We start from the raw sequence: 21,666 nt of genomic DNA, 5'->3' as shown, positions 1-21,666 counted from the left end.
CGGGGTCAGACGTGGTAGACGTCGACCACGTGATGCACGTAGTCGTTCTTCAGGACGACCTTCTTGCGGGTGATCAGCGGCTGCGGCCCGGACGTGTCGAGTGTGTAGTACGACGTGCCGAAGTAGGTGTCGGTGCTCTGATAGCGGTAGTAGAGCGTGAACCAGTTGAAGCGCACGTCCAGCACGTCACCGTCGCGGCCGGTGACCTCGACGTTGCTGATGTTGTGACCGGTGCGGGGCTCCGGCAGGCTCGTGGCGCTGGAGCGGTCGGTGCGAATACGGAAGACCCGGTCCTCCAGACCGGCCCGGCTGGGGTAGTAGACGAGCGAGACCTCCCGCTGGGGGTCACGAGTGAGCCCGTCGTCGTCCGCCCAGGCCGGCATCCAGAACTCCGAGTCCGGGTGGTAGCACTCCAGCCACTGCTCGAACTCGCGGTCGTCGAGGTGGCGGGCCTCGCGGTAGAGGAACTGCCGGATCTCCTCCAGCGTGAACTGCTCGGTCGCGGTCGTCACTTCGCTTCCTCCAGGGCCTTGCGCAAGGTGTCGAGCCAGTAGCCGTGCTGGATGGGGTAGAGACCCTCGTCCTCGGTGCGCACTCCACTGGCGAGCGGTTTGATGCCGATCTTCTCGGCGTCCTCGTCCGGACCGTTGATCTGGTGCACGGCGCCTCGGGAGAGGTCGTTCCAGGGCATCGATCCGGCCAGGTAGGTCTTCTGGCAGGAGCGGAACTCCTCCAGGTCGTCGGGGGTGGCCATGCCGGTGGCGTTGAAGAAGTCCTCGTACTGCCGGATGCGCCGGGCCCGCGCCTCGGCCGGCTCGCCCTTGGGCGCGATGCAGTAGATGGTGACTTCCGTCCGGTCGACGGAGATGGGCCGGAAGTGCCGAATCTGCGAGCTGAACTGGTCCATCAGGTAGACGTTCGGGTACAGGCACAGGTTGCGGGACACGCCGATCATCCAGTCGGCCTTCTCCGCTCCGAACTCGGCCGCCAGTTCGTCGCGCTTGTCGTACAGCGGCCGGTTCGTGGGGTCGAGCCACTTGGTCCACAGCAGCAGATGGCCGTGGTCGAAGGAGTAGAAACCGCCCTGCTGCTTGGACCAGCCGCCGGCGTCCATCGTCTTCGTGTCGTTCTTGGACTCGCCGGAGGAGCGGCGGGCCTGGGTGGCGGCGTAGTTCCAGTGCGTGGCGGAGACGTGGTAGCCGTCGGCGCCGTTCTCGGCCTGGAGCTTCCAGTTCCCGTCGTAGTGGTAGGTCGAGGAGCCGCGCAGCACCTCGAGGCCGTCCGGGGACTGGTCGACGATCATGTCGATGACCACCGACGCGTCGCCCAGGTGTTCCCTGAGCGGCTTGACGTCCGGGCTGAGGCTGCCGAAGAGGAAACCGCGGTAGTTCTCGAATCGCGCTACCTTCGTCAGGTCGTGGGAGCCGTCCTTGTTGAACTGCTCCGGATAACCGGCCTCCCGCGGGTCCTTCACCTTCAGCAGCCGCCCGGAATTGCTGAACGTCCAGCCGTGGAAAGGGCAGGTGAAGGTGGTTCGGTTGTCCGTCTTGCGGCGGCAGAGCATCGCTCCCCGATGGCTGCACGCGTTGACCAGGCAGTGCAGTTCGCCCTGTTTGTCGCGGGAGATGACGACCGGCTGCCGGCCGATGTAGGTGGTGAAGTAGTCCCCGACGTCCGGGATCTGACTCTCGTGTGCGAGATAGACCCAGTTGCCCTCGAAGATGTGCTGCATCTCCAACTCGAAGAGCTCCTCGTCGGTGAAGACGCTGCGCCGCACCCGGTAGATCCCGTTCGCGGGGTCCTCCACCAGGGCGTCCTTGAGAATGTCCCGCGCCCGGCTGAAATCCTCCTCGGCCATGGCCCCTCCTTCGGTATGGGTACCGCCGGCCCGGTGCCCCCGGGCCGGCAACGGCGTGGGACCGCCGCTTTCCAGCACCATGACAGCCCGGTGAAAGGTTGGCCCCAGGCATTCCCCCAGGGTTGACCCAGGGGGGTATTGATATCTCCGGAGTATGAATCACACTCCATGAAGTATTTGTGGTGTATGGGATCCGCTCCCTACGCTGAGCGCATTCGAGGGAGTCTTCGGTGGAACTCAGGCATTTGAGGTATTTCGCGGCCGTTGCCGACACCCGTCATTTCGGAAAGGCCGCGGAACGGCTGCACATGGCCCAGCCTCCGCTTTCCCAGGCGATCCGCCGCCTGGAGAAGGAACTTGGCGTGGAACTGTTCACCCGTACCACCCGACAGGTCGCCCTGACCCGGGCGGGAGGGGTGTTCCGCACTGACGTGCAGCGCATCCTCCTGTCCGTCGACGAGGCCGTCACCCGGGTCGCACGCTTCGCCGAGGGAGCCGAGGGGGTGCTCAGGGTCGGCCTGACAGGGTCCGCCTCCTACCGTCAACTGCCCGCGCTCGCCCGGCTGGTCAAGCGCGAACTACCGCACGTGTTGCTGGAGGTGCACACCGAGATGCTCACCCCTGCCCAGGAGGCCGGGCTGCTGGAGCGGCGCCTCGACATCGGCGTACTGCGTCCGCCGCTACGGCAGGTGGGCCTCACTCACCGTCCCGTCGCCACCGAGCCGCTGGTCGTGGCCGTCCCTGAAGAGCACTGGCTCGCCGAGTCCGATGCGGTGCGTATGGAGCAGCTGCGGCACGAGAACTTCATCATGTACGCGGCCACGCTCGACTCGGTCGTGAACGACACGGTGGTGCGCGGCTGTCTGGCTGCCGGGTTCTACCCGCACTGCGCCCACGAGGTCACCGAAACCTCCGCCGCACTGGCCCTGGTGGCCGCCGGCCTCGGTGTCGCCGTGCTTCCCGACTCCATCCGCTCGGCACCGCGCGAGGGCGTGCGCTGCCGACGGATCGAGGACGCGCCCACCGTCCGCCTGGACCTCGCCTGGCGCGAGGACGACGACGGCCCCCTGCTGCGCAATGTGCTGCACGCCCTCGAACGCAACGACGTGTTCCTCGAAGGAGCGCTGTGAAGATCGTCAACGTGGAGGCCATCCCCTTCGCCATCCCCTACACCAAGCCGCTGCGTTTCGCCAGCGGTGAGGTGCACACCGCAGAGCACGTACTGATCCGGGTCCACACCGACGAGGGCCTCGTCGGTACCGCCGAGGCGCCGCCCCGCCCCTACACCTACGGCGAGACCCAGGAGTCGATCGTCGCGGTCGTCGAGCGGATCTTCGCGCCGCAGCTCAAGGGCCTGACCCCGCTGGACCGCGAGCGGATCCACGAGCGACTGGACCGGACCGTCGGCAACCCCACGGCCAAGGCCGCTCTCGACATGGCACTGTGGGACATCCTCGGCCAGGCCGCTGGCCTGCCGGTCTCCGGACTGCTCGGCGGCTACACAGACCGCATGCGGGTGAGCCACATGGTGGGCTTCGCCCCCGCCGAGCACATGGTCGCCGAGGCGGAACGGATCCGGGACACGTACGGCATCACCACTTTCAAGGTGAAGGTGGGCCGGCTGCCCTACCACCAGGACGTGGCCGCCTGCCGGGCGCTGCGTCGCGCCCTCGGTCCGGACGTGGAGCTCTACGTCGACGGCAACCGCGGCTGGACCGCCGCGGACTCGGCCCGCGCCCTGCGGGAGATGGCCGACCTCGACCTGACGTTCGCCGAGGAACTCTGCCCCGCCGACGACGTGCTGGGCCGACGATGGCTGGTGGCGCAGAGCCCGGTACCGTTCATCGCCGACGAGAGCGCCACCACCACCGGCGAGGTCACCCGCGAGCTGCTCGGCGGCTCCGCCACCGCCATCAGTGTCAAGACCGCCCGCACCGGCTTCACCCGCTCCCAGCGCATCCTCAACGCATGCCAAACGCTGGGCGTGGAGGCGGTGATCGGCAACCAGATCGACGGCCAGATCGGCACCCTGTGCTCGGTCGCCTTCGGCGCCGCCCACCGCTGGTCCGCCCGCCACGCCGGCGAACTGTCCAACTTCCTGGACATGACCGACGACCTCCTCGCCGAGCCGCTGACCATCGAGAACGGCACCCTGCGCGTCCGCGAGGGCGCCGGACTCGGCCTGCGCATCGACCCCGGCAAGCTGGCCCGCTACCGCCAGGACCGCTGACCCGCCACCGCAGCACGCACGACACGCAAAGGACACGACGACCATGACCGACACCAGTACCGCACAGGCCACCGCCGCCGCTTCCGGAGCCGCAGCCACCGAACAGTTCCGCACCCGGCAGCCCACCTCCGCCTCCGGCGCCGACACAGCGCGCGTCGACACCCTCGTCACCGAACTGCTCACCGCCGCCCACGACATCATCCGTCGGCACAAGGTGACGTACGAGGAGTACAACACCCTCAAGACGTGGCTGATCCAGGTCGGCGAGGACGGGGAGTGGCCGCTCTTCCTCGACGTGTGGCTGGAGCACGTCGTGGAGGAGGTCGCGGGCGAGGACCGACAGGGCAGCAAGGGCACCATCGAGGGCCCCTACTACATCCCCGACGCACCCCGCCGCCCCGCCGAGGCGACCCTGCCCATGCGGGAGAACGAAGCTGGCGTCCCGCTGCTCTTCCAGGGGCAGGTCAGGGCAGTGGACGGCACCCCGCTCGCGGGGGCGACCGTCGAGATCTGGCACGCCGACGCCGACGGCTTCTACTCCCAGTTCGCGCCCGGCCTCCCCGAGTGGAACCTGCGCGGCACGGTAGTCGCCGACGACCAGGGCAACTTCAAGATCCACACCGTGGAGCCCGCGCCCTACCAGATCCCCACCGACGGCTCCTGCGGCCGGCTCATCCGCTCGGCCGGCTGGCATGCCTGGCGACCCGCCCACCTGCACCTGAAGGTGTCGGCCGCCGGTCACCAGCTCGTCACCACCCAGCTCTACTTCAAGGGCGGCAGCCACGTCGCCGACGACATCGCCTCCGCCGTCAAGCACGAACTCATCCTCGACCCCACCCCGGGCGCCGACGGCAACAGCCGCGAAGTCACCTACGACTTCGTCCTCGACAAGGCGTGATCGGCAGTGCTGTACGCGGTGAAGATGAACGTGTCCATCCCGGACCACCTCGACCCCGAGGTCCGCGCGGACCTGGTGGAGCGCGAGAAGGCGTACTGCCAGGAGCTGCAGACGTCGGGGAAGTGGCTGCACATCTGGAGGTGCGTCGGACAGTACGCCAACATCAGCGTCTTCGACGTGGCCGACCACGAGGAACTGCACCGCATCCTGTGGGGGCTTCCGCTGTTCGCCTACATGAGCTGCGAGGTCACGCCCCTGGCACAGCATCCGTCCGACCTGGCGGCCGGCGAGGTCGCGGCGTGATGGACAAGGTGGTGGGCACGGCTGCGGAGGCGGTCGGCGACGTGCCGGACGGTGCGTGCCTGGCGGTAGGCGGCTTCGGGCTGTGCGGTGTGCCGAACGTACTGATCCAGGCACTGCACGAACGCGGCGTCGGCAATCTGTCGGTGGTCTCCAACAACTGCGGCGCGATGGAATCGGGGCTTGCGGTGCTGCTGGCCGCCAGCCGGATCACGCGGGTGACCGGTTCCTACATCGGAGCGAACAAGGAGTTCGCCCGCCAGTACCTGGCGGGCGAACTGGAGGTGGAGATGATCCCGCAGGGCACGCTGGCCGAACGGCTGCGGGCCGGCGGGGCCGGCATCCCGGCCTTCTACACGCCGGCCGGAGTGGGCACGCTGGTCGCCGAGGGTGGGCTGCCCTGGCGCTATGACCGGTCCGGCGAGGTCGTGCTGGCCTCCCCCGCGAAGGAGGTAAGGACCTTCGACGGCGGGCAGTACGTCCTCGAGCACGCGATCCGCACCGACTTTTCCCTGGTCAGAGCCGCCAAGGGGGACCGGCACGGGAACCTGGTGTTCAGCAAGTCCGCCCGCAACTTCAATCCGCTCGCGGCGATGGCCGGCCGGGTCACCGTCGCCGAGGTCGAGGAACTCGTCGAGCCCGGTGAGATCGGTCCGGACGCGGTGCACCTGCCGGGAATCTTCGTTCAGCGTGTCGTGGCGCTCACGGCGGAGCAGGCGCGGACCAAGCAGATCGAGCGGCGGACGGTGAGCGGCTGATGGCCTGGACACGTGAGCAGATGGCCGCCCGCGCCGCACGCGAACTGAAGGACGGCCAGTACGTCAACCTCGGCATCGGCCTGCCGACCCTCATCCCCAACTACCTGCCGCAGGGAGTCGAGGTCGTCCTGGAATCCGAGAACGGCATCCTCGGCACAGGTCCGTACCCCGCCGACGACCAGGTCGACCCCGATCTGATCAACGCGGGCAAGGAGACCGTCACGGTCCTGCCGGGAGCCGCCTTCTTCGACTCGGCGACGTCCTTCTCCATGATCCGCGGCGGGCACATCGACGTTGCCGTGCTCGGGGCGATGCAGGTGTCGCAGCGGGGCGACCTGGCGAACTGGGCCGTCCCGGGCAAAATGATCACCGGGATCGGCGGCGCCATGGACCTGGTGCACGGCGCCCGCACCGTGATCGTGGTCATGACGCACACCGCCAAGGACGGTTCACCGAAGATCGTGCAGGAGTGCGCCCTTCCGCTGACGGGCAGGGCGTGCGTCAACCGCGTCATCACCGACCTCGGGGTTCTCGACGTGACGGACCAGGGTCTGCTGCTCACCGAGACAGCGCCGGGGGTCATCGTCGCAGAAGTGGCCGAGAAGACGGCCGCCGCCCTTCTCGTCTCCGCGCGACCCGCCGACGGGATCACCCCATGAGCGCCCGGGGCGTCCATGCCATCGGCGTGCCTCGCGCACGTTCCGGCAGGGAGTACGACGGAGCCCGCCGCCTTGGGGGCGGGTGTGGCGAGCCTGTCCTCGCGTGTGGGGCAGGGTCTGGCCCTCGTGCCGGAACGATGACCGCGACGGAGATGCCACGGTGAACGACACCCCTGTGCTGTACCACGATCTCACGGGCCCCGCACGGGCCCCGCTGCTGGTCCTGGGACCTTCCCTCGGCACCTCAAGCGTCCTGTGGGAGCGGGCTCTCCCCGGCCTGAACAGGCACTGGCGCGTGCTGCGCTTCGACCTGCCCGGCCACGGTGGGTCACCAGCGGGCCTGCTGCCCGACCTCAGTCCGGGAAGCACCACGGTCGCCGACCTCGCACAACTGGTGCTGGACCTGGTCGACCATCACGACGACGGCACCTTCCACTACGCGGGTATCTCACTCGGCGGCGCCATCGGCGCGCACCTGGCGCTGAACCATCCCGAACGTGTCGCGTCCCTCGGACTCCTCTGCACGTCCGCCCGCTTCGGGCCACCGGCACAGTGGCGGGACCGCGCCGCGCTCGTTCGCAGGGAGGGCACGAAGCCCCTGCTGTCGACGGCTCCGGCGCGCTGGTTCGCCGAGCCGCGGACGGCGGAGACGTTCCTCGGACGTGCCCTGCTCCAATCCCTGGCCCAAACGGACCCGGCGGGCTATGCGGCGTGCTGCGACGCCCTCGCTGCCTACGACCTGCGCCGGGACCTGCACCGGATCACCGCGCCAACCCTGGTCGTCGGAGGAACGCACGACATCGCGACCCCGCTGGAGCACGCCCAGCAGCTGGTCGACGGTATCGCCGGCGCCACAATGCTGGCGGTGGACTCAGGTCATCTCGCCGTCGAACGCGCCACTGCGGTCACGGCAGCGCTGAGCACGCACCTCCAGCGCTGCGGGCCGGACCGACCGCATGGCTACTTTGCGCCCGCTCCATGTTGCCGTGTGTAGTCCTCGAGCAGTCGCTGCATCTGCTCCACCATGAACTCGTAGTAACTGCGCATGTCGAGCAGCCTCGCCTTCTGCACGGCCGGGAGATGACTGCCGCGGTCCTGCGCGGTCTCCGCGAGCTCCAGGAGCTGCTTCGTCTGGTCGAGTTGATGCTGAAGGCAGCCGGCCCAGGCGTCACCGCGCCATTCGTACACGGCCTGACGCACACCGGGCACCTTGACCCGGTCGACCGTGCCGTACGTCACGAGCAGGCGGGTCATCTCCGACGCGGACCCTTTGCTGGCGCCCAGCGCCCGCTGCACTTCCGAGAGGGTCATGGGAGCCTGGCTGAGCATCAGTATGCCCGCCAGGCGGCCGGCCATGGGGGGCCATCCCATCGCCCTGCCGATCCGTAGACCGAAGTCCTCGATCAGCTGGCTGCTGTCGTCCGCGGCCTGGCTGTCGTGGGGGGCGTGTGACATCGACCTTCTCCCGTACGGAAAGAACTGAACGTTCACTCTTGACTGAACGTGCTTGGTCCGCCAGATTAACAAGCATCCGCGACGGAGTCGCCGTCGCGTGACGCTCCCGCATCCAGGGGTGAAGATATGGCAAAGCGCAGCTGGGATCTTATCGTGGTAGGCGCCGGGTCGGCAGGTGCGGTGCTCGCCGCCCGCGCCGCCGCTCGAGGCAGGCGGGTACTGCTGCTTGAGGCAGGCCCCGACTACCGGTCGGCCGAGATGCCGGAGGTATGGCGCTCGCCGAATCCGGTGGTGGCCCTGATGGACCCCGCGGCCTCGGAGCATCTGGTGTGGACCGGCCTGGACTCCTCGCGCACCGAGAAGCAGCCGCAGGCACCGTACTGGCGTGGCCGGGGCGTGGGCGGCAGCTCCTCCATCAACGGCCAGATCGCGATCCGGCCGCCCATGGAGGACTTCGAGGAATGGGCCGGGCTCGGCTGCGAGGGATGGGCGCCGGACGACGTCCTGCCGTACTTCGCCAAGCTGGAGGACGACGAGGACTTCGGCGACCAGCCCTACCACGGCCGCGGCGGTCCCACCCCGGTCTACCGGACCCCGAAGGACGCCTGGGGGGCCGTCGACCGTGCTCTGGCCGAAGCGGCCCTCGCCGCCGGCTTCGCATGGGCGGCCGACGTCAACGCCCCCGGCGCCACCGGGGTCTCGCCGTACCCGATCAACTCCCGTGACGCGCGCCGTGTCAGCGTCAACGACGGCTACCTCGAACCCGCCCGTGACCTTGCGAACCTCACCATCCGCGGCAACGCCCTCGTGGACACCGTCGTCTTCGAAGGAGACCGCGCGGTCGGCGTCCGCGTCGTCCTCGACGGAACCGCCGTCACCGAGTACGCAGACGAAGTGATCCTCAGCGCGGGCGTCATCCACTCGCCGGCGATCCTGCAGCGCTCGGGCATCGGCCCCGCCGCCCGGCTGCGGGACCTCGGCATCCGCGTCCGGCAGGATCTCCCGGTCGGACTCGGCATGCAGGACCACGCCATGGCGCTGCTCTCGATGCCGCTCCGGCCGGAAGCCGCGATCACATCCCCCCACGACCGGCACACCAACGTCTGCGTCCGCTGGTCCAGCGAGTCCGGCACGCACACCAACGACCTGCTGTTCACCTCGCTGAACCAGAACGTGCTGGCGATGGCAGCCGCCGACACCCAGACACACGCCGGTGCCTTCGGTGTCTGGCTCAACCAGACGCACTCGCGCGGTGAACTCACCCTGGTCTCGACCGACCCCTCGGTCCACCCGTACGTCGTGCAGAGAATGCTGTCCGACGCACGCGATCTCGCCCCCTTGCGGGAAGGCGTGCGCGCTCTCGTCGAGCTGGGCCGTAGTGGTGAAGCCCTCCCCATCCTGGCCGGACCGCTCCCGGAGGCGAACCGGCCGCTGTTCGACGCCCTCGCGAACGACAGCGACCTCGACGACTACCTCCTGGCCACGGTCATCGACGCCCAGCACGGCACGAGCACCTGCCGGATGGGTGCCCCCGACGCCGCGGAGACGGTCGTCGACCCGGCATGCCGGGTGCTCGGCGTTCAGGGACTGCGGGTCGTGGACGCCTCGGTCTTCCCCTCGGTCCCCCGGGCCAACACCAACCTTGCCGTCATCATGGCCGGCGAACTCATGGCCGACCGGCTCGACGGCTGAACTCGCCCCCAAACGGAACAGGAACGGCAGCGAACATGAAAAGCCTGCAGCACTTCATCGGCGGCCGATGGGTGGAGACCGCAGACGGGAACACCCTCACCGTGGTCAATCCGGCCACCGAAGAGGAGTTCGCGCGCTACGGTGCGGCATCCGCACCCGATGTCGACCGGGCCGTCACCGCGGCGGTCGAGGCGCAGCCCGAGTGGGCCGCCCTCTCCGTGGCCCAGCGTGTGGACCGCATCAACACCTGGGCCGACACGGTCGCCGAGCACGCGGTCGAACTGGCTGAACTGGAATGCCGTGAGATGGGCAAGCCGGTCGCACTCGGCCGGTCCTTCATCGACGGCGCCGTGGCCGGGCTGAAGGCCGCCGCGGCGCAGGCTGTCACCTATCCCTTCACCGAGACGGTGACCGCCCCGGACGGTGCGCGGACCGACATCGTCCGGCACCCGCTGGGCGCCACCGCGGTGATCACGCCGTGGAACTTCCCCGTCACCATGGTCCTGGGTGCCCTCGGTCCACTGCTCGCCGCCGGCAATACGGTCGTGGTCAAACCCTCCGAGCGGTCACCCGTCTCGACCGTGCGCCTCTTCGAGCTGGCCGACGCCGCGGGTATGCCGCCGGGCGTGCTGAACCTCGTCCTGGGTGACGGACGCGCCGGAGCGGCGCTCGCGGAACACGAGGACGTCCAGCTCGTGCACTTCACCGGCTCGGTGGGCAGCGGCCGGCGCGTGGGGGCTGCGACCGGTGGCCGGCTGCACCGCTCCGTGCTCGAACTGGGCGGCAAAGACCCCGTGGTGATCGACGCCGCAGTCGATCCCGTGGCGACCGCGCAGGCCGTGGCGTTCGGCGCCTTCGTCAACACCGGCCAGATCTGCACCTCCATGGAACGGATCTACGTCCACGAGCAGATCGCGGACGCGTTCGTCGAGGCACTGGTCGCCGCGGCGCAGACCTTCACCCTCGGCGACGGCCTTGAACCCGCCACGGTGCTCGGCCCGCTCGTCGACGAGCAGCAGCGCGACGTCGTACGTCGGCACGTCGACGACGCGGTACAGAAGGGCGCCACCCTCCGAACCGGGGGAGTGGTACCGGAGCGGCCCGGATACTTCTATCCGGCGACCGTGCTCACCGACGTCGACGACACCATGCTCGTCATGACCGAGGAGACGTTCGGGCCCGTCGCACCCGTCGTCGTCGTGCGCACCTTCGAAGAGGGGCTGGCGCGGGCAGCCGAGTCCCGCTACGGCCTCGCCGCCACCGTCTACACCGGCGACCCGGACCACATCGCGGCAGCCACGCGGCTGCCCGCAGGTGTCGTCTGGGTCAACCAGTGGCAGGGCGGCGGCCCGGAACGGCTGTACGAGCCCGCCCGCGACAGCGGCATGGGAGCCACCGGAGCACGCGCCGCCTACGACGCCGCCACCCGCCCCGCCTCCGTACACATTGCCCCCACCCTGCCGGCGGCGGGACGATGACCACCGCGAAGGAGGCCGCGCAGCGGCGCGTCCGCGCGGTCGGCGACCAGCTGACCGGCCTCTCACACCGCATCCACGCCCACCCCGAACTCGCCTTCGAGGAGCACCGGGCCAGCCGATGGGTCGCAGAAGCCCTGAACGACGCCGGGTTCGACGTCCGGCACGGCTGCTACGGCCTGCCCACGGCAGTCGAGGCGACCATCGGCAGCGGGCCGACGCACATCGCGGTCTGCGCGGAGTACGACGCCCTGCCGGACGTCGGACACGCCTGCGGCCACAACGTGATCGCCGCCGCGGCCGTCGGCGCCGGCATCGCACTCGCCCCGCTGGCCGACGAACTCGGCCTGACCGTGCGCGTCCTCGGCACTCCGGCCGAGGAAGGCGGCGGCGGCAAGATCCTCATGCTCGAACAGGGCGCCTTTGACGGGCTGCGCGCCGCCATGATGGTCCACCCCGCCGCCGTGGAGATGGCGGCGATGCCCGGCCTGGCCGTCACCCAGTTCGACGTGACCTACCGCGGCAAGCCGGCGCACGCGGGCGCCTACCCCGAGCTCGGCGTCAACGCCGCCGACGCCATGACCCTCGCCCAGGTCGGCATCGGACTGCTGCGCCAGCAGACCACCGCCTCCGACCGTATCCACGGCATCAGCACCGAAGCCGGCGTCGCCCCCAACATCATCCCCGATGTCAGCCGAGGCCACTGGATGGTTCGCACCGACAGCATGGACACCCTGAAACCGCTGGCCGACCGCGTGCACCGCTGCTTCGAAGCCGGAGCCCTGGCCACCGGCTGCGAACTGACCACCACACCGGTGGGCCCCGACTACGCCGATCTGCGTCCGGACAAGGACCTGCTGGCACTGTGGGTGGCCAACGCCAAGGCGCTCGGCCGGTCCTTCCCCGACCTCCCGAGCAGCGTCGTGGGCGCGGCCACGGACATGGGGAACGTGTCGCACGTCGTCCCCACCATCCATCCCATGCTCGGCCTGGACTGCGGCCCGGCCGTCAACCACCAGCCTGAATTCGCCGCCGCCTGCGTCACAGCGACAGCCGACCGGGCGGTCCTCGACGGAGCGACCGGGATGGCCTGGACCGCCATCGACATCCCCCACACCGCGCGCGACAAACCCTGAGACGGACAAATGACCGACACGCAGTCACGCAACGAAGGCTGGGCCACACGCGAAGGACGCCGACTGCACTGGACGGTCACCGGCAGCGGCGAGCACACCGTCCTGCTGGAGGCCGGAATCGGGGCCTCCAGCAGCGCCTGGAGGCTCGTCGAAGAGCCCCTGACCGCCTTCGCCCGAGTCCTCACCTACGACCGCGCCGGGTACGGCACCGCCACGGTCAAGAGCACGTCCGTCGAGGACGCCCTGCTCGACCTGGAGACCGTGCTGGAACAGTCCGCCACCACCGGTCCGCTCGTCCTGGTCGGTCACAGCTGGGGCGGCGTGCTCATGCGCCTGTTCTGCGCACGCCACCCCGAACGTGCCGCCGCTCTGCTCCTGGTCGACGCGACCCACGAGGGCATGAGCATCATGCGCAGTCCCGCCTTCAACCTCGCCCTCAAAATCGCCGCCAGAGTACAGGCGCTCAAGGCACGCTCCGGCGCACTGCGCAGATCACTCGAAGCGGGACGCGGCGAACTCGGCCGCACGCTCACCACACTGCCGCCCGCCCTGCGAGAGGAACTCCTGGACGAGCTCAGCACACCAGCGACATGGCACCAGTCCGCCCACGAGCTGCGCTGCGTACCCCTCTCGCTGCGCTCCCTGCCGACCGAGACCCCTCACGACATCCCGGTCATCGCGGTGATCGGAACACAGGCGGTCGGCGGTGCCGAAAGAAGGGCCCGTGCCGCGATCCGCACAGCGTACGAGACCTGGCTGCCAACCGTGCCCCATGGTCGCCTGCTGCAGGCACCGCACAGCGGCCACGTCGTGCCGCTGCAGGAGCCCGAACTACTCGTCCGCACCCTGCGGGACCTGCTCGCAACGCCACCGGGCGACGCAGGCTCTTGACGCCCCTAGAGGGCGCGCACGACGCCTGATCCAATGAGGCTCCGCCATCCTGAAGCGGCTGCCCAGCGTGGTGCCGCGACCGCGCTTCGGGCATCGTGACTGCCGACCTGCCCGTCGGCAGCGCCGGCCGGCTCGGTCCGCGGCGGCCCCAACTACATGCCGTGGGTACAGTCCGCCGCCGACATCCAGAACCCCGACGGCAACCCGGTACCCGGCGAACTTGTTCACCACTTGGATGCGGGGTCAATAAACGTCGTTCCTCCTGACCCTCGATGCGGCCCGGATCGCAGCCTCGATCGGCTCGGTCGGCGACGCGTACGACAACGCGCTGATGGAGTCGACGAACCGGCCGACCTGATCACCTTCCCGTTCAACATCGCGGCCATCGCCCTCGCAGGGCGCGAGACCGTTTCCCACCGCGCACGCACTGCCGCGACAGGCTGAGAGCTGCCAGCAGGGACGCCCGCACCCCTGAGATCAGCTGCATGACCCGTATGGGGCGGTCCCCTTTCGGGCGTGAGGAAGGGCACGGATACTGGACTGGGAGGCCAGCGCCTTCCGCAGTCGCTCGTTCTCCAGATGCTGCGCGCCGATCTGGGAGAGGGCTCGCTGCTTGAACTCGCTGAGCTCGGCGAGTTGCTCCTGCTGCTCGGCGAGCCGGTCCTTCAATCCGACCACCTGATCTTTCAGGCGTTCGACCTGGGCGGCTCGTGGGTCGGGCGTGGCGCCGGCTTCGCGCAGTGCGGCCAGGCGGCGCTCGAACTCCTCGGCCAAGTGCTGGTACGGGCCCGGACGAGGTGAACCGTCCAGGTTCTTCTTCGGGTAGAAACCGGTCCGGGTGACGCACGACTCGAGCGCCAGGGTCTTCAGGTCGGATGGTGTCCCGCTGTGTGGTGTAGGGGATCTCCGCGGTTGAGTGCGCGGGTTCTGCTCCCTGTGGTGCACCGTCTGCCGGTGACTGCTCCCGGCTCAACTGGCAGGCCACCGTGCAACTGTCCGGAGTGAAAGGGCAGTTCGACCCCTGGGGGTGCACGGTGGCCTTGTTGTCCCAGCATGACCTACTTCACCTGTTTGAGTCACTACGTTCGGCCGATGGTCTTGAACTCGTCCGTGAGGTCGCCGAAAGGCTGCTGCAGGAACTGATCGAGGCCGAGGCCATCACAGAGATCGGCGCCGAGTGGGGCGAACACAGCGACACCCGCACCACCTGGCGCAACGGACACCGGGAAAAGACGGCGACCACGCAGGCCGGCGACCTCGATCTCGCGATTCCGAAACTACGGGCCAGGAGCTTCTTCCCCAGCCTCCTCGAGCGCCAGCGGCGCATCGACCAGGCCCTCTACGCGGTCATCATGGAGGCGTACGTCCACGGCGTGTCCACCCGCTCCGTCGACGACCTGGTCAAAGCCCGCGTCGACCACCGCATCGTCTCCCAGGCCATCGTCATCGCCACCGGCGTCACCCAGGACGGCGGCCGGGAAGTCGTCGGGGTCATGGTCGGCGACAGCGAGACCGAAGTCTTCTGGGCCCAGTTCCTGCGTCACCTGCGAGAACGCGGACTCAGTGGCGTCCGCCTGGTCATCTCCGACAGCCACAGCGGCCTGGGCAAAGCGATCCGCAAGGTCATGCTCGGCGCCGCCTGGCAGCGCTGCAGGGTCCACTGAAGCCGTAAAGAATCAAGGTGCTGCTTTACAAGTGCGGACTCGTTTTCAGGGTATGGCGGTTCATGAGGAGATTCATTCTCAACTCCATTGCTGATTCTGGGTGTTGCTGCCGCATTTGCACGAGCGGCAGCGGCGACTGGCCTTGGCGGCCGAGGCCCGGCTGATCGGGCACGGCGGCGTGCGCGCGGTTGCACGGATCGCGCAGGTCGGCGAGACCACCGTGCGTCGTGGAGTGGCGGAGTTGGAGGCTGGGGCCGGACCGCTGCCAGGCGGCCGGGTACGTGCATCGGGCGGCGGCCGCAAGCGGGCCGAGGACAACGACCCGGCTCTGCTCAAGGTGTTGTTGGCTCTGGTCGAGCCGGACGAGCGTGGTGATCCCCAGTCACCGCTGCGCTGGACGACGAAGTCGTTACGCGCCTTGGCCGAGGAGCTGAACCGGCAGGGGCATCCGGTGTCCGCGCCGACGATGGGCCGGCTGCTCAAGCAGGAGGGCTTCAGTCTGCAGGGATGCGCCAAGACCCTGGAGGATGCCCAGTTCCGCTATATCAACGAGCAGGTCAAACAGCACCAGGCCGACGATGAGCCGGTGATCAGCGTGGACACCAAGAAGCGGGAACAGATCGGCCGGCTGCCGATGGCCGGGCAGCAGTGGCGCCCGAAGGGCGAGCCCGTTGAGGTGGAGGACCACCACTTCTTCTTCAGCGGCCCGGATGTGCAGCAGGCGATCCCGTACGGGATCTACGACATCACCCGCAACACCGGCTGGGTCAACGTCGGTGTCGACCACGACACCTCGGTCTTCGCAGTCGAGTCCATCCGCCGCTGGTGGACCTCGCGCGGCAGCCTGGACTATCCGAAGGCGTCACGGCTGCTGATCACCTCGGACGCGGGCGGCTCCAACGGCTACCGCTACCGGGTCTGGAAGAGCGAACTGGCCGCCCTGGCCGCCGAAACCGGACTGGCGATTGCGGAGTGTTACTTTCCTCCGGGCATAACTGGCTCTAACAAAAGCTGCTGATCATGAGTCTGTCGGCCGCTCTGCCCGTATGTCTGGGCATGGGAAACCGTCAGTCGCGGCCGTGGATCGTGTCGGATGAACTGTGGTCGCTGGTCGAGCCGTTGCTGCCGAAGCCGGGTCCGAAGAAGGCCGAGGGCAGACCGCAGGTGCCGGACCGGCAGGCCCTGTGCGGCATCCTCTTCGTCCTGCACACCGGCATTCAGTGGGAGTACCTGCCCCAGGAGCTCGGCTTCGGCTCGGGCATGACCTGCTGGCGGCGCCTTGCGGCCTGGAACGAGGCCGGCGTCTGGGACCGGCTCCACCAGCTGCTGCTGAACGAGTTGCGGTCGAACAACCAGCTGGACTGGGAGCGGGCGGTGATCGACTCCTCGCACGTGCGGGCCGCCCGGCGGGGCCCAAAAGCGGGCCGAGCCCGGTCGACCGCGCACGGCCGGGCAGCAAGCACCACCTCATCGTCGACGGCCGGGGCATCCCGCTCGCGGTGTCGCTGACCGGCGGAAACCGCAACGACGTCACCCAGCTCGAGCCGCTGCTCGACAAGATCCCCGCCGTCGCCGGCCAGGTCGGCAGGCCTCGCCGGCGCCCCGACGCGCTGCTGGCCGACCGCGGTTACGACCACGACAAGTACCGCCGCCTGCTCTGGCAGCGCGGGATCCGTCCCGTGATCGCGAGGCGGGGCGAGCCGCACGGCACCGGCCTGGGCATCTTCCGCTACGTCGTCGAGCGCACGATGTGCGCCACGAGGCGCTCTGTTTGTATCCCCGGCTCAGCCGGGAGGAACTCGGAAGGAGGTTCCTGGGCCGGATGACTTACCTGGATCCGAAAGGTGAAGGGGACAACAGCATGTCAGAAAACCAGTGACCGGGCTCAGTTGTCAGAGACGGTGTGCTGGGCGGCCCGCGCGATATGGCGAAGACTGGATTGTTTGAAGCCCAATCTCCAGAAGATGCAAGTTCCCATCCGTCGGAAACGACAGCTGAAACCGGCGCCGCACTCTGCACGAGGTTCGATTGTTGCCTGGTGCACCTTCGGGGTGCGGAGCGATGTCCAGCGAGGGCATTCAAGGAGATGAGTGGGACGCCTAAGTCGCGCTAGAACGTACAGACAGAGACGAACGTGGGATCGCCTACGGGATGAGAGTCCTATGTCGACGGAGGCCCCGTAGTAGTCGCCGGAGTAACGACCGGCCAGGGAGGACGGGAAAGCCGTTCACATCGGGCGAAGGGGCCAGGTGATTCGGACACCGAGACTCGGGAGGTATGCGCAATGGTGCGCCAGGAACGCAGAAAGTGAGGCCGTTCAGGTAGGAAGCTCACCGAATGCGGTGCTGTGCAGGAGATGAAGGCTGTGGCCCTTCGGAGCCGCCCTGCGGGGGAGGCTTCAAACCACCGTGAGCTGCGGCGGTTAAATGCCGTACGTGGTGAGCGTCACGGAAAAGGCGCACTCGATGCGTCAGGTGGGGATCAGGAAGGCGAGCGGAAGCAAACCGCTGACGATATGTCGAAACATACTGAGACGACATCAAAACCGGGGTGTCATTTCGGCTCCGGGATGAGCCTGGCGGGTGCCCGCTTATTGGCCAGGCGGTGTCCGGCATGGAGGCGGCGCGATCCTGATCTGCGGCTTCTGCATGGAACCTGGGAAGGTGTCGCCCCGACACCGCGTCGCCGTACTCGGTGCGGCAACGCAAGAGGGAGCGCGCCAAGCGGCCGAAACCGCAAGGCGCTGAGTACCGATGCGGGGCACGCTGGCGGACCGGTCCGTAGTAGCGAAGAAGTCTCTGTAATGGAGGCGGAGTGAAGGGGCCGGGTCATCCGTGGCTGTGTTCGTTCGATCAACCGGACGTTCTCCGGGAGGAGTCGCGTGGACGAGCTGAAGTCATCAAGCAAGCCGTTTGAGATTTCGAAGTGGAAGGTGTGGGAGGCATGGGAGAAGGTCAGGGCCAATAAGGGTGCACCGGGGGTGGATTCCTGCTCCATCGAGGACTTCGAGAAGGATCTTCAGAACAATCTGTTCAAGGTCTGGAACAGGATGTCCTCGGGGAGCTATTTTCCGCCTCCGGTGAAAGCGGTGGAAATCCCGAAGTCGCATGGCGATGGGGTCAGGATTCTCGGCGTGCCTACCGTGGCCGATCGTGTCGCCCAGACGCTGGTGGCCATACACCTGGAGCCCACAGTGGAGCCTGTATTCCACGAGGACTCCTACGGCTACCGGCCGCAAAGGTCGGCGCTGGACGCGGTGGCAAGATGCCGGGAACGCTGCTGGAAAACGGACTGGGTCCTCGACTTGGACATCGAGAAGTTCTTCGACAGCGTGCCGCACGACCTCATTGTCAAGGCGGTGGAGGCGCACACCGACGCCGTTTGGGTGATTCTGTATGTCAAGCGGTGGCTTCGTGCCCCGCTGCAACTGCCCAACGGCACTCTGCGGGATCGGGGCTGCGGCACCCCTCAGGGGTCAGCGGTCTCGCCCGTACTGGCGAACCTGTTCCTCCACTACGCGTTCGACGCCTGGATGGCCCGGGAGTTCCCGACTATCCGGTTCGAACGGTATGTGGACGACGCGGTCGTGCACTGCGCCAGCGAGCGGCAGGCCCGCATGCTGGCCAGAGCGATCGGCGACAGGTTGGACGAGGTCGGGCTGAAACTGCACCCGGCCAAGACCCGGATCGTCTACTGCCGGGACGGAAGACGCCGAGGCTCTTACGAGCACACGTCGTTCACCTTCCTGGGATTCACGTTCCGCGCCCGCAAGGCGCGCGACAGGCACGGGGTGAACTTCACTTCGTTCCTGCCGGCGATCAGCCAGGAAGCCCTGAAAAGGATCAGCGGGGAGGTCCGCCGCTGGCGGCTTCACCAGCGAACCGGTCACACCTTCGCCGAGCTCGCACGAAAGATCAACCCGATCGTGCGTGGCTGGATGCAGTACTACGGGGCGTTCTATCGCTCCGCGCTGGATTCCCTCCTCAAGCGCATCAATGCCTACCTGGTGCGCTGGATCCGCAAGAAATACAAACGGTTGCACGGGTTCAAAAAGGCCAAGGCGGCCTGGGAGCGTGCCACTCGGCGCTATCCCCGCATGTTCGCCCACTGGCCATGGATGCGTGCGGCGTGGTGAACAGGACGACAAGAGCCCGGTGAGTCGAGAGGCTCACGCCGGGATCTGTGGGAGCCGGGGGGGTGAGATTCCCCCCGGCCACCCGACCAGAGCGCCAAAACGGTGCTGGGTGTCCTGCGTGATCGCGGCAGGCGTGGCCTGCCGTGCGAGGAACTGTATCGGCAACTGTTCAATCCGCAGCTGTATCTGCTGGCCTACGGGCGGATCTACGCCAATCACGGCGCGATGACGCCCGGGGGCACGCCGGAAACCGTGGACGGCATGTCACAGCGGAAGATCGGACGGGTCATCGAGGCGATGCGCCACGAGCGCTACCGCTTCCGTCCGGTCCGACGTATTCATATCCCGAAGAAGAACGGGACGACGCGTCCGCTGGGGCTGCCGACCTGGTCGGACAAGCTCGTCGGTGAAGTGATTCGCCTGCTGTTGGAGGCGTATTACGAGCCGACGTTCTCCGACCGCTCCCATGGGTTTCGTCCCCGCCGTGGCTGCCATACCGCTTTGCGGGAGGTGGACCACACCTGGACCGGGACGTCCTGGTTCATCGAAGGGGACATCGCCGACTGTTTCGGCAGTCTGGACCATCAGGTCCTGCTGTCGATCCTCGGCGAGAAGATCCATGACCAGCGGTTTCTGCGGCTGGTGCGCAACATGCTCAAGGCTGGATACCTGGAGGACTGGAAGTGGGGGGCCACGCTCTCAGGAGCACCGCAAGGCGGAGTGGCCTCCCCGGTTCTGTCCAACATCTACCTGCACAAGCTGGACGAGTTCGTCGATAAAGTCCTCGTTCCGGAGTACACCCGAGGAAAGCGCCGGGCCAGGAACCCGGCGTATCTGGAGTTGCAGAATCTGCTGGCGAAGGCCCGCCGGCGCGGCGACCGGGTCCAAGCCCGTGCACTGCGTCAGCGGATGGTCAGTCTGCCGAGTGCGGATCTGAACGACCCGGCATATCGCAGGCTGCGCTACATACGCTACGCGGACGATCATCTCCTCGGTTTCACCGGACCGAAAGCCGAGGCCGAACAGATCAAGCAACGCCTGGCCCAGTTCCTGCGTGACGAACTCAGGCTGGAACTGTCCCAGGAAAAGACGCTGATCACTCACGCCCGCACCGGGGCAGCGAGGTTTCTCGGCCACGAGATCACGACCCAGCACAACGACACGAAGAAGACCGGCCGTTACCGTCGGGTCAACGGCCAGATCGCCCTCCGTGTCCCACGGGACGTGATCAAAGCCAAATGCGCCCCTTACCTTGACCGCGGAGAACCCGCGAAGAAGACGGCCCTGATCAACAGCACCGATCACGCGATCGTGGCGACCTTCGGGACCGTCTACCGGGGCATTGTCCAGTACTACCTGCTCGCCGGAGATGTCTTCCGGCTGCACCGGCTGCAATGGGTCATGGAAACATCCATGCTCAAGACCCTCGCGGCCAAGCACCGCTCGTCGGTGTCGAAGATGGCTGCCAAGCACAAGGCCAGAATCGACACGCCCAACGGGCCCCGAGTCTGCTTCGAGGCCCGTATCGAGCGAAAGAACAGGAAACCACTGGTGGCACGGTTCGGTGGAATTCCCCTCCAACGGCAGCGAGCGGCTCAACTCGCCGACCGCGAGCCGGTCCGGGTGGACTATCCGCAGAAGGAACTCATCGCGAGACTTCTGGCGGACACCTGCGAAATCTGTGGAAGCAAGGGCAACGTGCAAGTGCACCACGTCCGCGCTCTCGCCGACCTCGCACATGCCGGATGGCAGCCTTCCGACTGGGCGCGCGTCATGCTTCAACGACGCCGCAAAACGGTCGTGGCCTGCGATGTTTGCCACGACCGCATCCACTCGGAACAGCCAGCCAGAACATTCACGCCGTAGTCACTGGAGAGCCGGATGACAGGGAAACCGTCATGTCCGGTTCGGCGGGAGGCCGCGCGGAACAGGACTCGCCTCACGGCGGGCACCTCACCGCGCGGCCGACCCAACCGCCTGGCTCCACGGCTTTCGCCGCCTGCGCATCCGCTGGGAGAGACGTCGACGACATCCACGAAGCATTCCTCGGCCTCGCCGTCTGCCTGATCACCCACCGCCACGTCCGACGCCTTTGTAAGGACCTCTAAGTAAGTGGAACAGGATCGAACACCGGCTGTTCTCCCACATCACCCGTAACTGGCGCGGCAGGCCGCTGACCAGCCACGAAGTCGTCATCGAGACGATCGCCGCCACCCGCACCCGGGCCGGACTGCGCGTCGAGGCCCGGCTGGATCCCGGTGACTACCCCACCGGCATCGCGATCAGCAAGGACCGCTTCGCCGCGCTGCCGCTGTCCGGCATGAGGTCCACGGCCAGTGGAACTACATGACAGGTACCGCCTTCCACGAGGACACGGAGTGCCGCCATCGGTTGCGGCACTCCGTGGACGGTTTCAGAGGAGTTCGAGGATGGTGGCGTTGGCCTGGCCGCCGAGTTCGCACATGGTCTGGAGGCCGTAGCGGATTCCGTTGCGCCGCATGTGGTGGATCATCGT

17 protein-coding genes and 6 pseudogenes are annotated in these 21,666 nt (G+C 67.7%); 20 read left to right on the top strand and 3 right to left on the bottom strand.

Annotated features, from left to right (window positions below; genetic code table 11):
• Positions 1–5 precede the first annotated feature (5 nt).
• Positions 6–512, bottom strand: a complete 507-nt coding sequence (gene benB, locus ACFCZF_RS33865) for a benzoate 1,2-dioxygenase small subunit (RefSeq protein ID WP_376674889.1) — start codon at positions 510–512, stop codon at positions 6–8.
• Complete coding sequence (benA, locus tag ACFCZF_RS33860) at positions 509–1,858, bottom strand: benzoate 1,2-dioxygenase large subunit (RefSeq protein ID WP_376674888.1); 1,350 nt, start codon at positions 1,856–1,858, stop codon at positions 509–511. The genes benB and benA overlap by 4 nt, the downstream gene beginning before the upstream one ends.
• A 230-nt stretch (positions 1,859–2,088) precedes the next feature.
• Between benA and ACFCZF_RS33855 the strand changes: the two genes are divergently transcribed.
• The 7 genes from ACFCZF_RS33855 to ACFCZF_RS33825 all read left to right on the top strand — a co-directional run bounded on the left by ACFCZF_RS33855 (position 2,089) and on the right by ACFCZF_RS33825 (position 7,697).
• On the top strand, positions 2,089–2,988 hold the full coding sequence (locus ACFCZF_RS33855) for a LysR substrate-binding domain-containing protein (RefSeq protein ID WP_376674887.1): 900 nt from the start codon (positions 2,089–2,091) through the stop codon (positions 2,986–2,988).
• Complete coding sequence (locus tag ACFCZF_RS33850) at positions 2,985–4,088, top strand: mandelate racemase/muconate lactonizing enzyme family protein (RefSeq protein WP_376674886.1); 1,104 nt, start codon at positions 2,985–2,987, stop codon at positions 4,086–4,088. The genes ACFCZF_RS33855 and ACFCZF_RS33850 overlap by 4 nt, the downstream gene beginning before the upstream one ends.
• Before the next feature lie 43 nt (positions 4,089–4,131).
• A complete protein-coding gene (catA, locus tag ACFCZF_RS33845) occupies positions 4,132–4,986 on the top strand; it encodes a catechol 1,2-dioxygenase (protein ID WP_376674885.1) in 855 nt (284 codons plus the stop codon).
• A 6-nt stretch (positions 4,987–4,992) separates the two neighbouring features.
• Positions 4,993–5,289, top strand: coding sequence for a muconolactone Delta-isomerase (gene catC, locus ACFCZF_RS33840; protein WP_376674884.1), 297 nt, complete (start codon positions 4,993–4,995; stop codon positions 5,287–5,289).
• Positions 5,289–6,044, top strand: a complete 756-nt coding sequence (locus ACFCZF_RS33835; protein ID WP_376674883.1) for a CoA transferase subunit A — start codon at positions 5,289–5,291, stop codon at positions 6,042–6,044. Before catC ends, ACFCZF_RS33835 begins: the two co-directional genes overlap by 1 nt.
• Positions 6,044–6,703: a CoA transferase subunit B gene (locus ACFCZF_RS33830; protein ID WP_376674882.1), complete on the top strand. Its 660-nt coding sequence runs from the start codon at positions 6,044–6,046 to the stop codon at positions 6,701–6,703. Before ACFCZF_RS33835 ends, ACFCZF_RS33830 begins: the two co-directional genes overlap by 1 nt.
• 160 nt (positions 6,704–6,863) lie before the next feature.
• Positions 6,864–7,697 (top strand): alpha/beta fold hydrolase, encoded by an 834-nt coding sequence (locus ACFCZF_RS33825; RefSeq protein WP_376674881.1) that lies wholly within the window; start codon positions 6,864–6,866, stop codon positions 7,695–7,697.
• Here the strand turns inward: ACFCZF_RS33825 and ACFCZF_RS33820 are convergent.
• Complete coding sequence (locus ACFCZF_RS33820; RefSeq protein WP_376674880.1) at positions 7,664–8,158, bottom strand: GbsR/MarR family transcriptional regulator; 495 nt, start codon at positions 8,156–8,158, stop codon at positions 7,664–7,666. The two genes, ACFCZF_RS33825 and ACFCZF_RS33820, sit on opposite strands and share 34 nt — an antisense overlap.
• 126 nt (positions 8,159–8,284) lie before the next feature.
• Between ACFCZF_RS33820 and ACFCZF_RS33815 the strand changes: the two genes are divergently transcribed.
• The 13 genes and pseudogenes from ACFCZF_RS33815 to ACFCZF_RS33755 all read left to right on the top strand — a co-directional run.
• Positions 8,285–9,850, top strand: coding sequence for a GMC family oxidoreductase (locus ACFCZF_RS33815; RefSeq protein ID WP_376674879.1), 1,566 nt, complete (start codon positions 8,285–8,287; stop codon positions 9,848–9,850).
• A gap of 35 nt (positions 9,851–9,885) precedes the next feature.
• The gene (locus ACFCZF_RS33810; protein ID WP_376674878.1) at positions 9,886–11,328 is read left to right on the top strand and encodes an aldehyde dehydrogenase family protein; all 1,443 of its coding nucleotides are present in this window, start codon (positions 9,886–9,888) and stop codon (positions 11,326–11,328) included.
• Positions 11,325–12,461: a M20 family metallopeptidase gene (locus tag ACFCZF_RS33805; protein ID WP_376674877.1), complete on the top strand. Its 1,137-nt coding sequence runs from the start codon at positions 11,325–11,327 to the stop codon at positions 12,459–12,461. The genes ACFCZF_RS33810 and ACFCZF_RS33805 overlap by 4 nt, the downstream gene beginning before the upstream one ends.
• 9 nt (positions 12,462–12,470) lie before the next feature.
• The gene (locus ACFCZF_RS33800) at positions 12,471–13,352 is read left to right on the top strand and encodes an alpha/beta fold hydrolase (protein WP_376674876.1); all 882 of its coding nucleotides are present in this window, start codon (positions 12,471–12,473) and stop codon (positions 13,350–13,352) included.
• A 219-nt stretch (positions 13,353–13,571) separates the two neighbouring features.
• Positions 13,572–13,692 (top strand): annotated as a pseudogene (locus ACFCZF_RS33795) (IS3 family transposase); the annotation flags it as partial.
• 176 nt (positions 13,693–13,868) lie between these two features.
• The gene (locus tag ACFCZF_RS33790; protein WP_376674875.1) at positions 13,869–14,153 is read left to right on the top strand and encodes a hypothetical protein; all 285 of its coding nucleotides are present in this window, start codon (positions 13,869–13,871) and stop codon (positions 14,151–14,153) included.
• A 239-nt stretch (positions 14,154–14,392) separates the two neighbouring features.
• A pseudogene (locus ACFCZF_RS33785) lies at positions 14,393–15,013 on the top strand (transposase); the annotation flags it as partial.
• A 145-nt stretch (positions 15,014–15,158) separates the two neighbouring features.
• Positions 15,159–16,025, top strand: a pseudogene (locus ACFCZF_RS33780) (ISAzo13 family transposase); the annotation flags it as partial.
• Between the two features lie 47 nt (positions 16,026–16,072).
• Positions 16,073–16,764 (top strand): annotated as a pseudogene (locus ACFCZF_RS33775) (IS5 family transposase); the annotation flags it as partial.
• Between the two features lie 1,133 nt (positions 16,765–17,897).
• Complete coding sequence (gene ltrA, locus ACFCZF_RS33770; protein WP_376674874.1) at positions 17,898–19,151, top strand: group II intron reverse transcriptase/maturase; 1,254 nt, start codon at positions 17,898–17,900, stop codon at positions 19,149–19,151.
• A 102-nt stretch (positions 19,152–19,253) separates the two neighbouring features.
• On the top strand, positions 19,254–21,017 hold the full coding sequence (locus ACFCZF_RS33765) for a reverse transcriptase domain-containing protein (RefSeq protein WP_376674873.1): 1,764 nt from the start codon (positions 19,254–19,256) through the stop codon (positions 21,015–21,017).
• Positions 21,018–21,126: 109 nt separating this feature from the next.
• Positions 21,127–21,259 (top strand): annotated as a pseudogene (locus tag ACFCZF_RS33760) (IS5/IS1182 family transposase); the annotation flags it as partial.
• Positions 21,259–21,497 (top strand): annotated as a pseudogene (locus tag ACFCZF_RS33755) (ISAzo13 family transposase); the annotation flags it as partial. The pseudogenes ACFCZF_RS33760 and ACFCZF_RS33755, both read left to right, overlap by 1 nt.
• Positions 21,498–21,666: the final 169 nt, after the last annotated feature.

Origin of the sequence: Streptomyces sp. NPDC056296, assembly GCF_042268605.1 — a bacterium.
Classification (GTDB): Bacteria; Actinomycetota; Actinomycetes; order Streptomycetales; family Streptomycetaceae; genus Streptomyces.
Note: the sequence above shows the minus strand (reverse complement) of the source record. Positions and strands in the feature narration are given on the sequence as shown.

Excerpts from the sequence above, each read along its gene's own strand:
- benA (WP_376674888.1), bottom strand. The coding sequence starts at position 1,858 with ATGGCCGAGGAGGATTTCAGCCGGGCGCGGGACATTCTCAAGGACGCC.
- catA (WP_376674885.1), top strand. The coding sequence starts at position 4,132 with ATGACCGACACCAGTACCGCACAGGCCACCGCCGCCGCTTCCGGAGCC.
- ACFCZF_RS33835 (WP_376674883.1), top strand. The coding sequence starts at position 5,289 with ATGGACAAGGTGGTGGGCACGGCTGCGGAGGCGGTCGGCGACGTGCCG.
- ACFCZF_RS33830 (WP_376674882.1), top strand. The coding sequence starts at position 6,044 with ATGGCCTGGACACGTGAGCAGATGGCCGCCCGCGCCGCACGCGAACTG.
- ACFCZF_RS33820 (WP_376674880.1), bottom strand. The coding sequence starts at position 8,158 with ATGTCACACGCCCCCCACGACAGCCAGGCCGCGGACGACAGCAGCCAG.
- ACFCZF_RS33815 (WP_376674879.1), top strand. The coding sequence starts at position 8,285 with ATGGCAAAGCGCAGCTGGGATCTTATCGTGGTAGGCGCCGGGTCGGCA.
- ACFCZF_RS33810 (WP_376674878.1), top strand. The coding sequence starts at position 9,886 with ATGAAAAGCCTGCAGCACTTCATCGGCGGCCGATGGGTGGAGACCGCA.
- ACFCZF_RS33805 (WP_376674877.1), top strand. The coding sequence starts at position 11,325 with ATGACCACCGCGAAGGAGGCCGCGCAGCGGCGCGTCCGCGCGGTCGGC.
- ACFCZF_RS33800 (WP_376674876.1), top strand. The coding sequence starts at position 12,471 with ATGACCGACACGCAGTCACGCAACGAAGGCTGGGCCACACGCGAAGGA.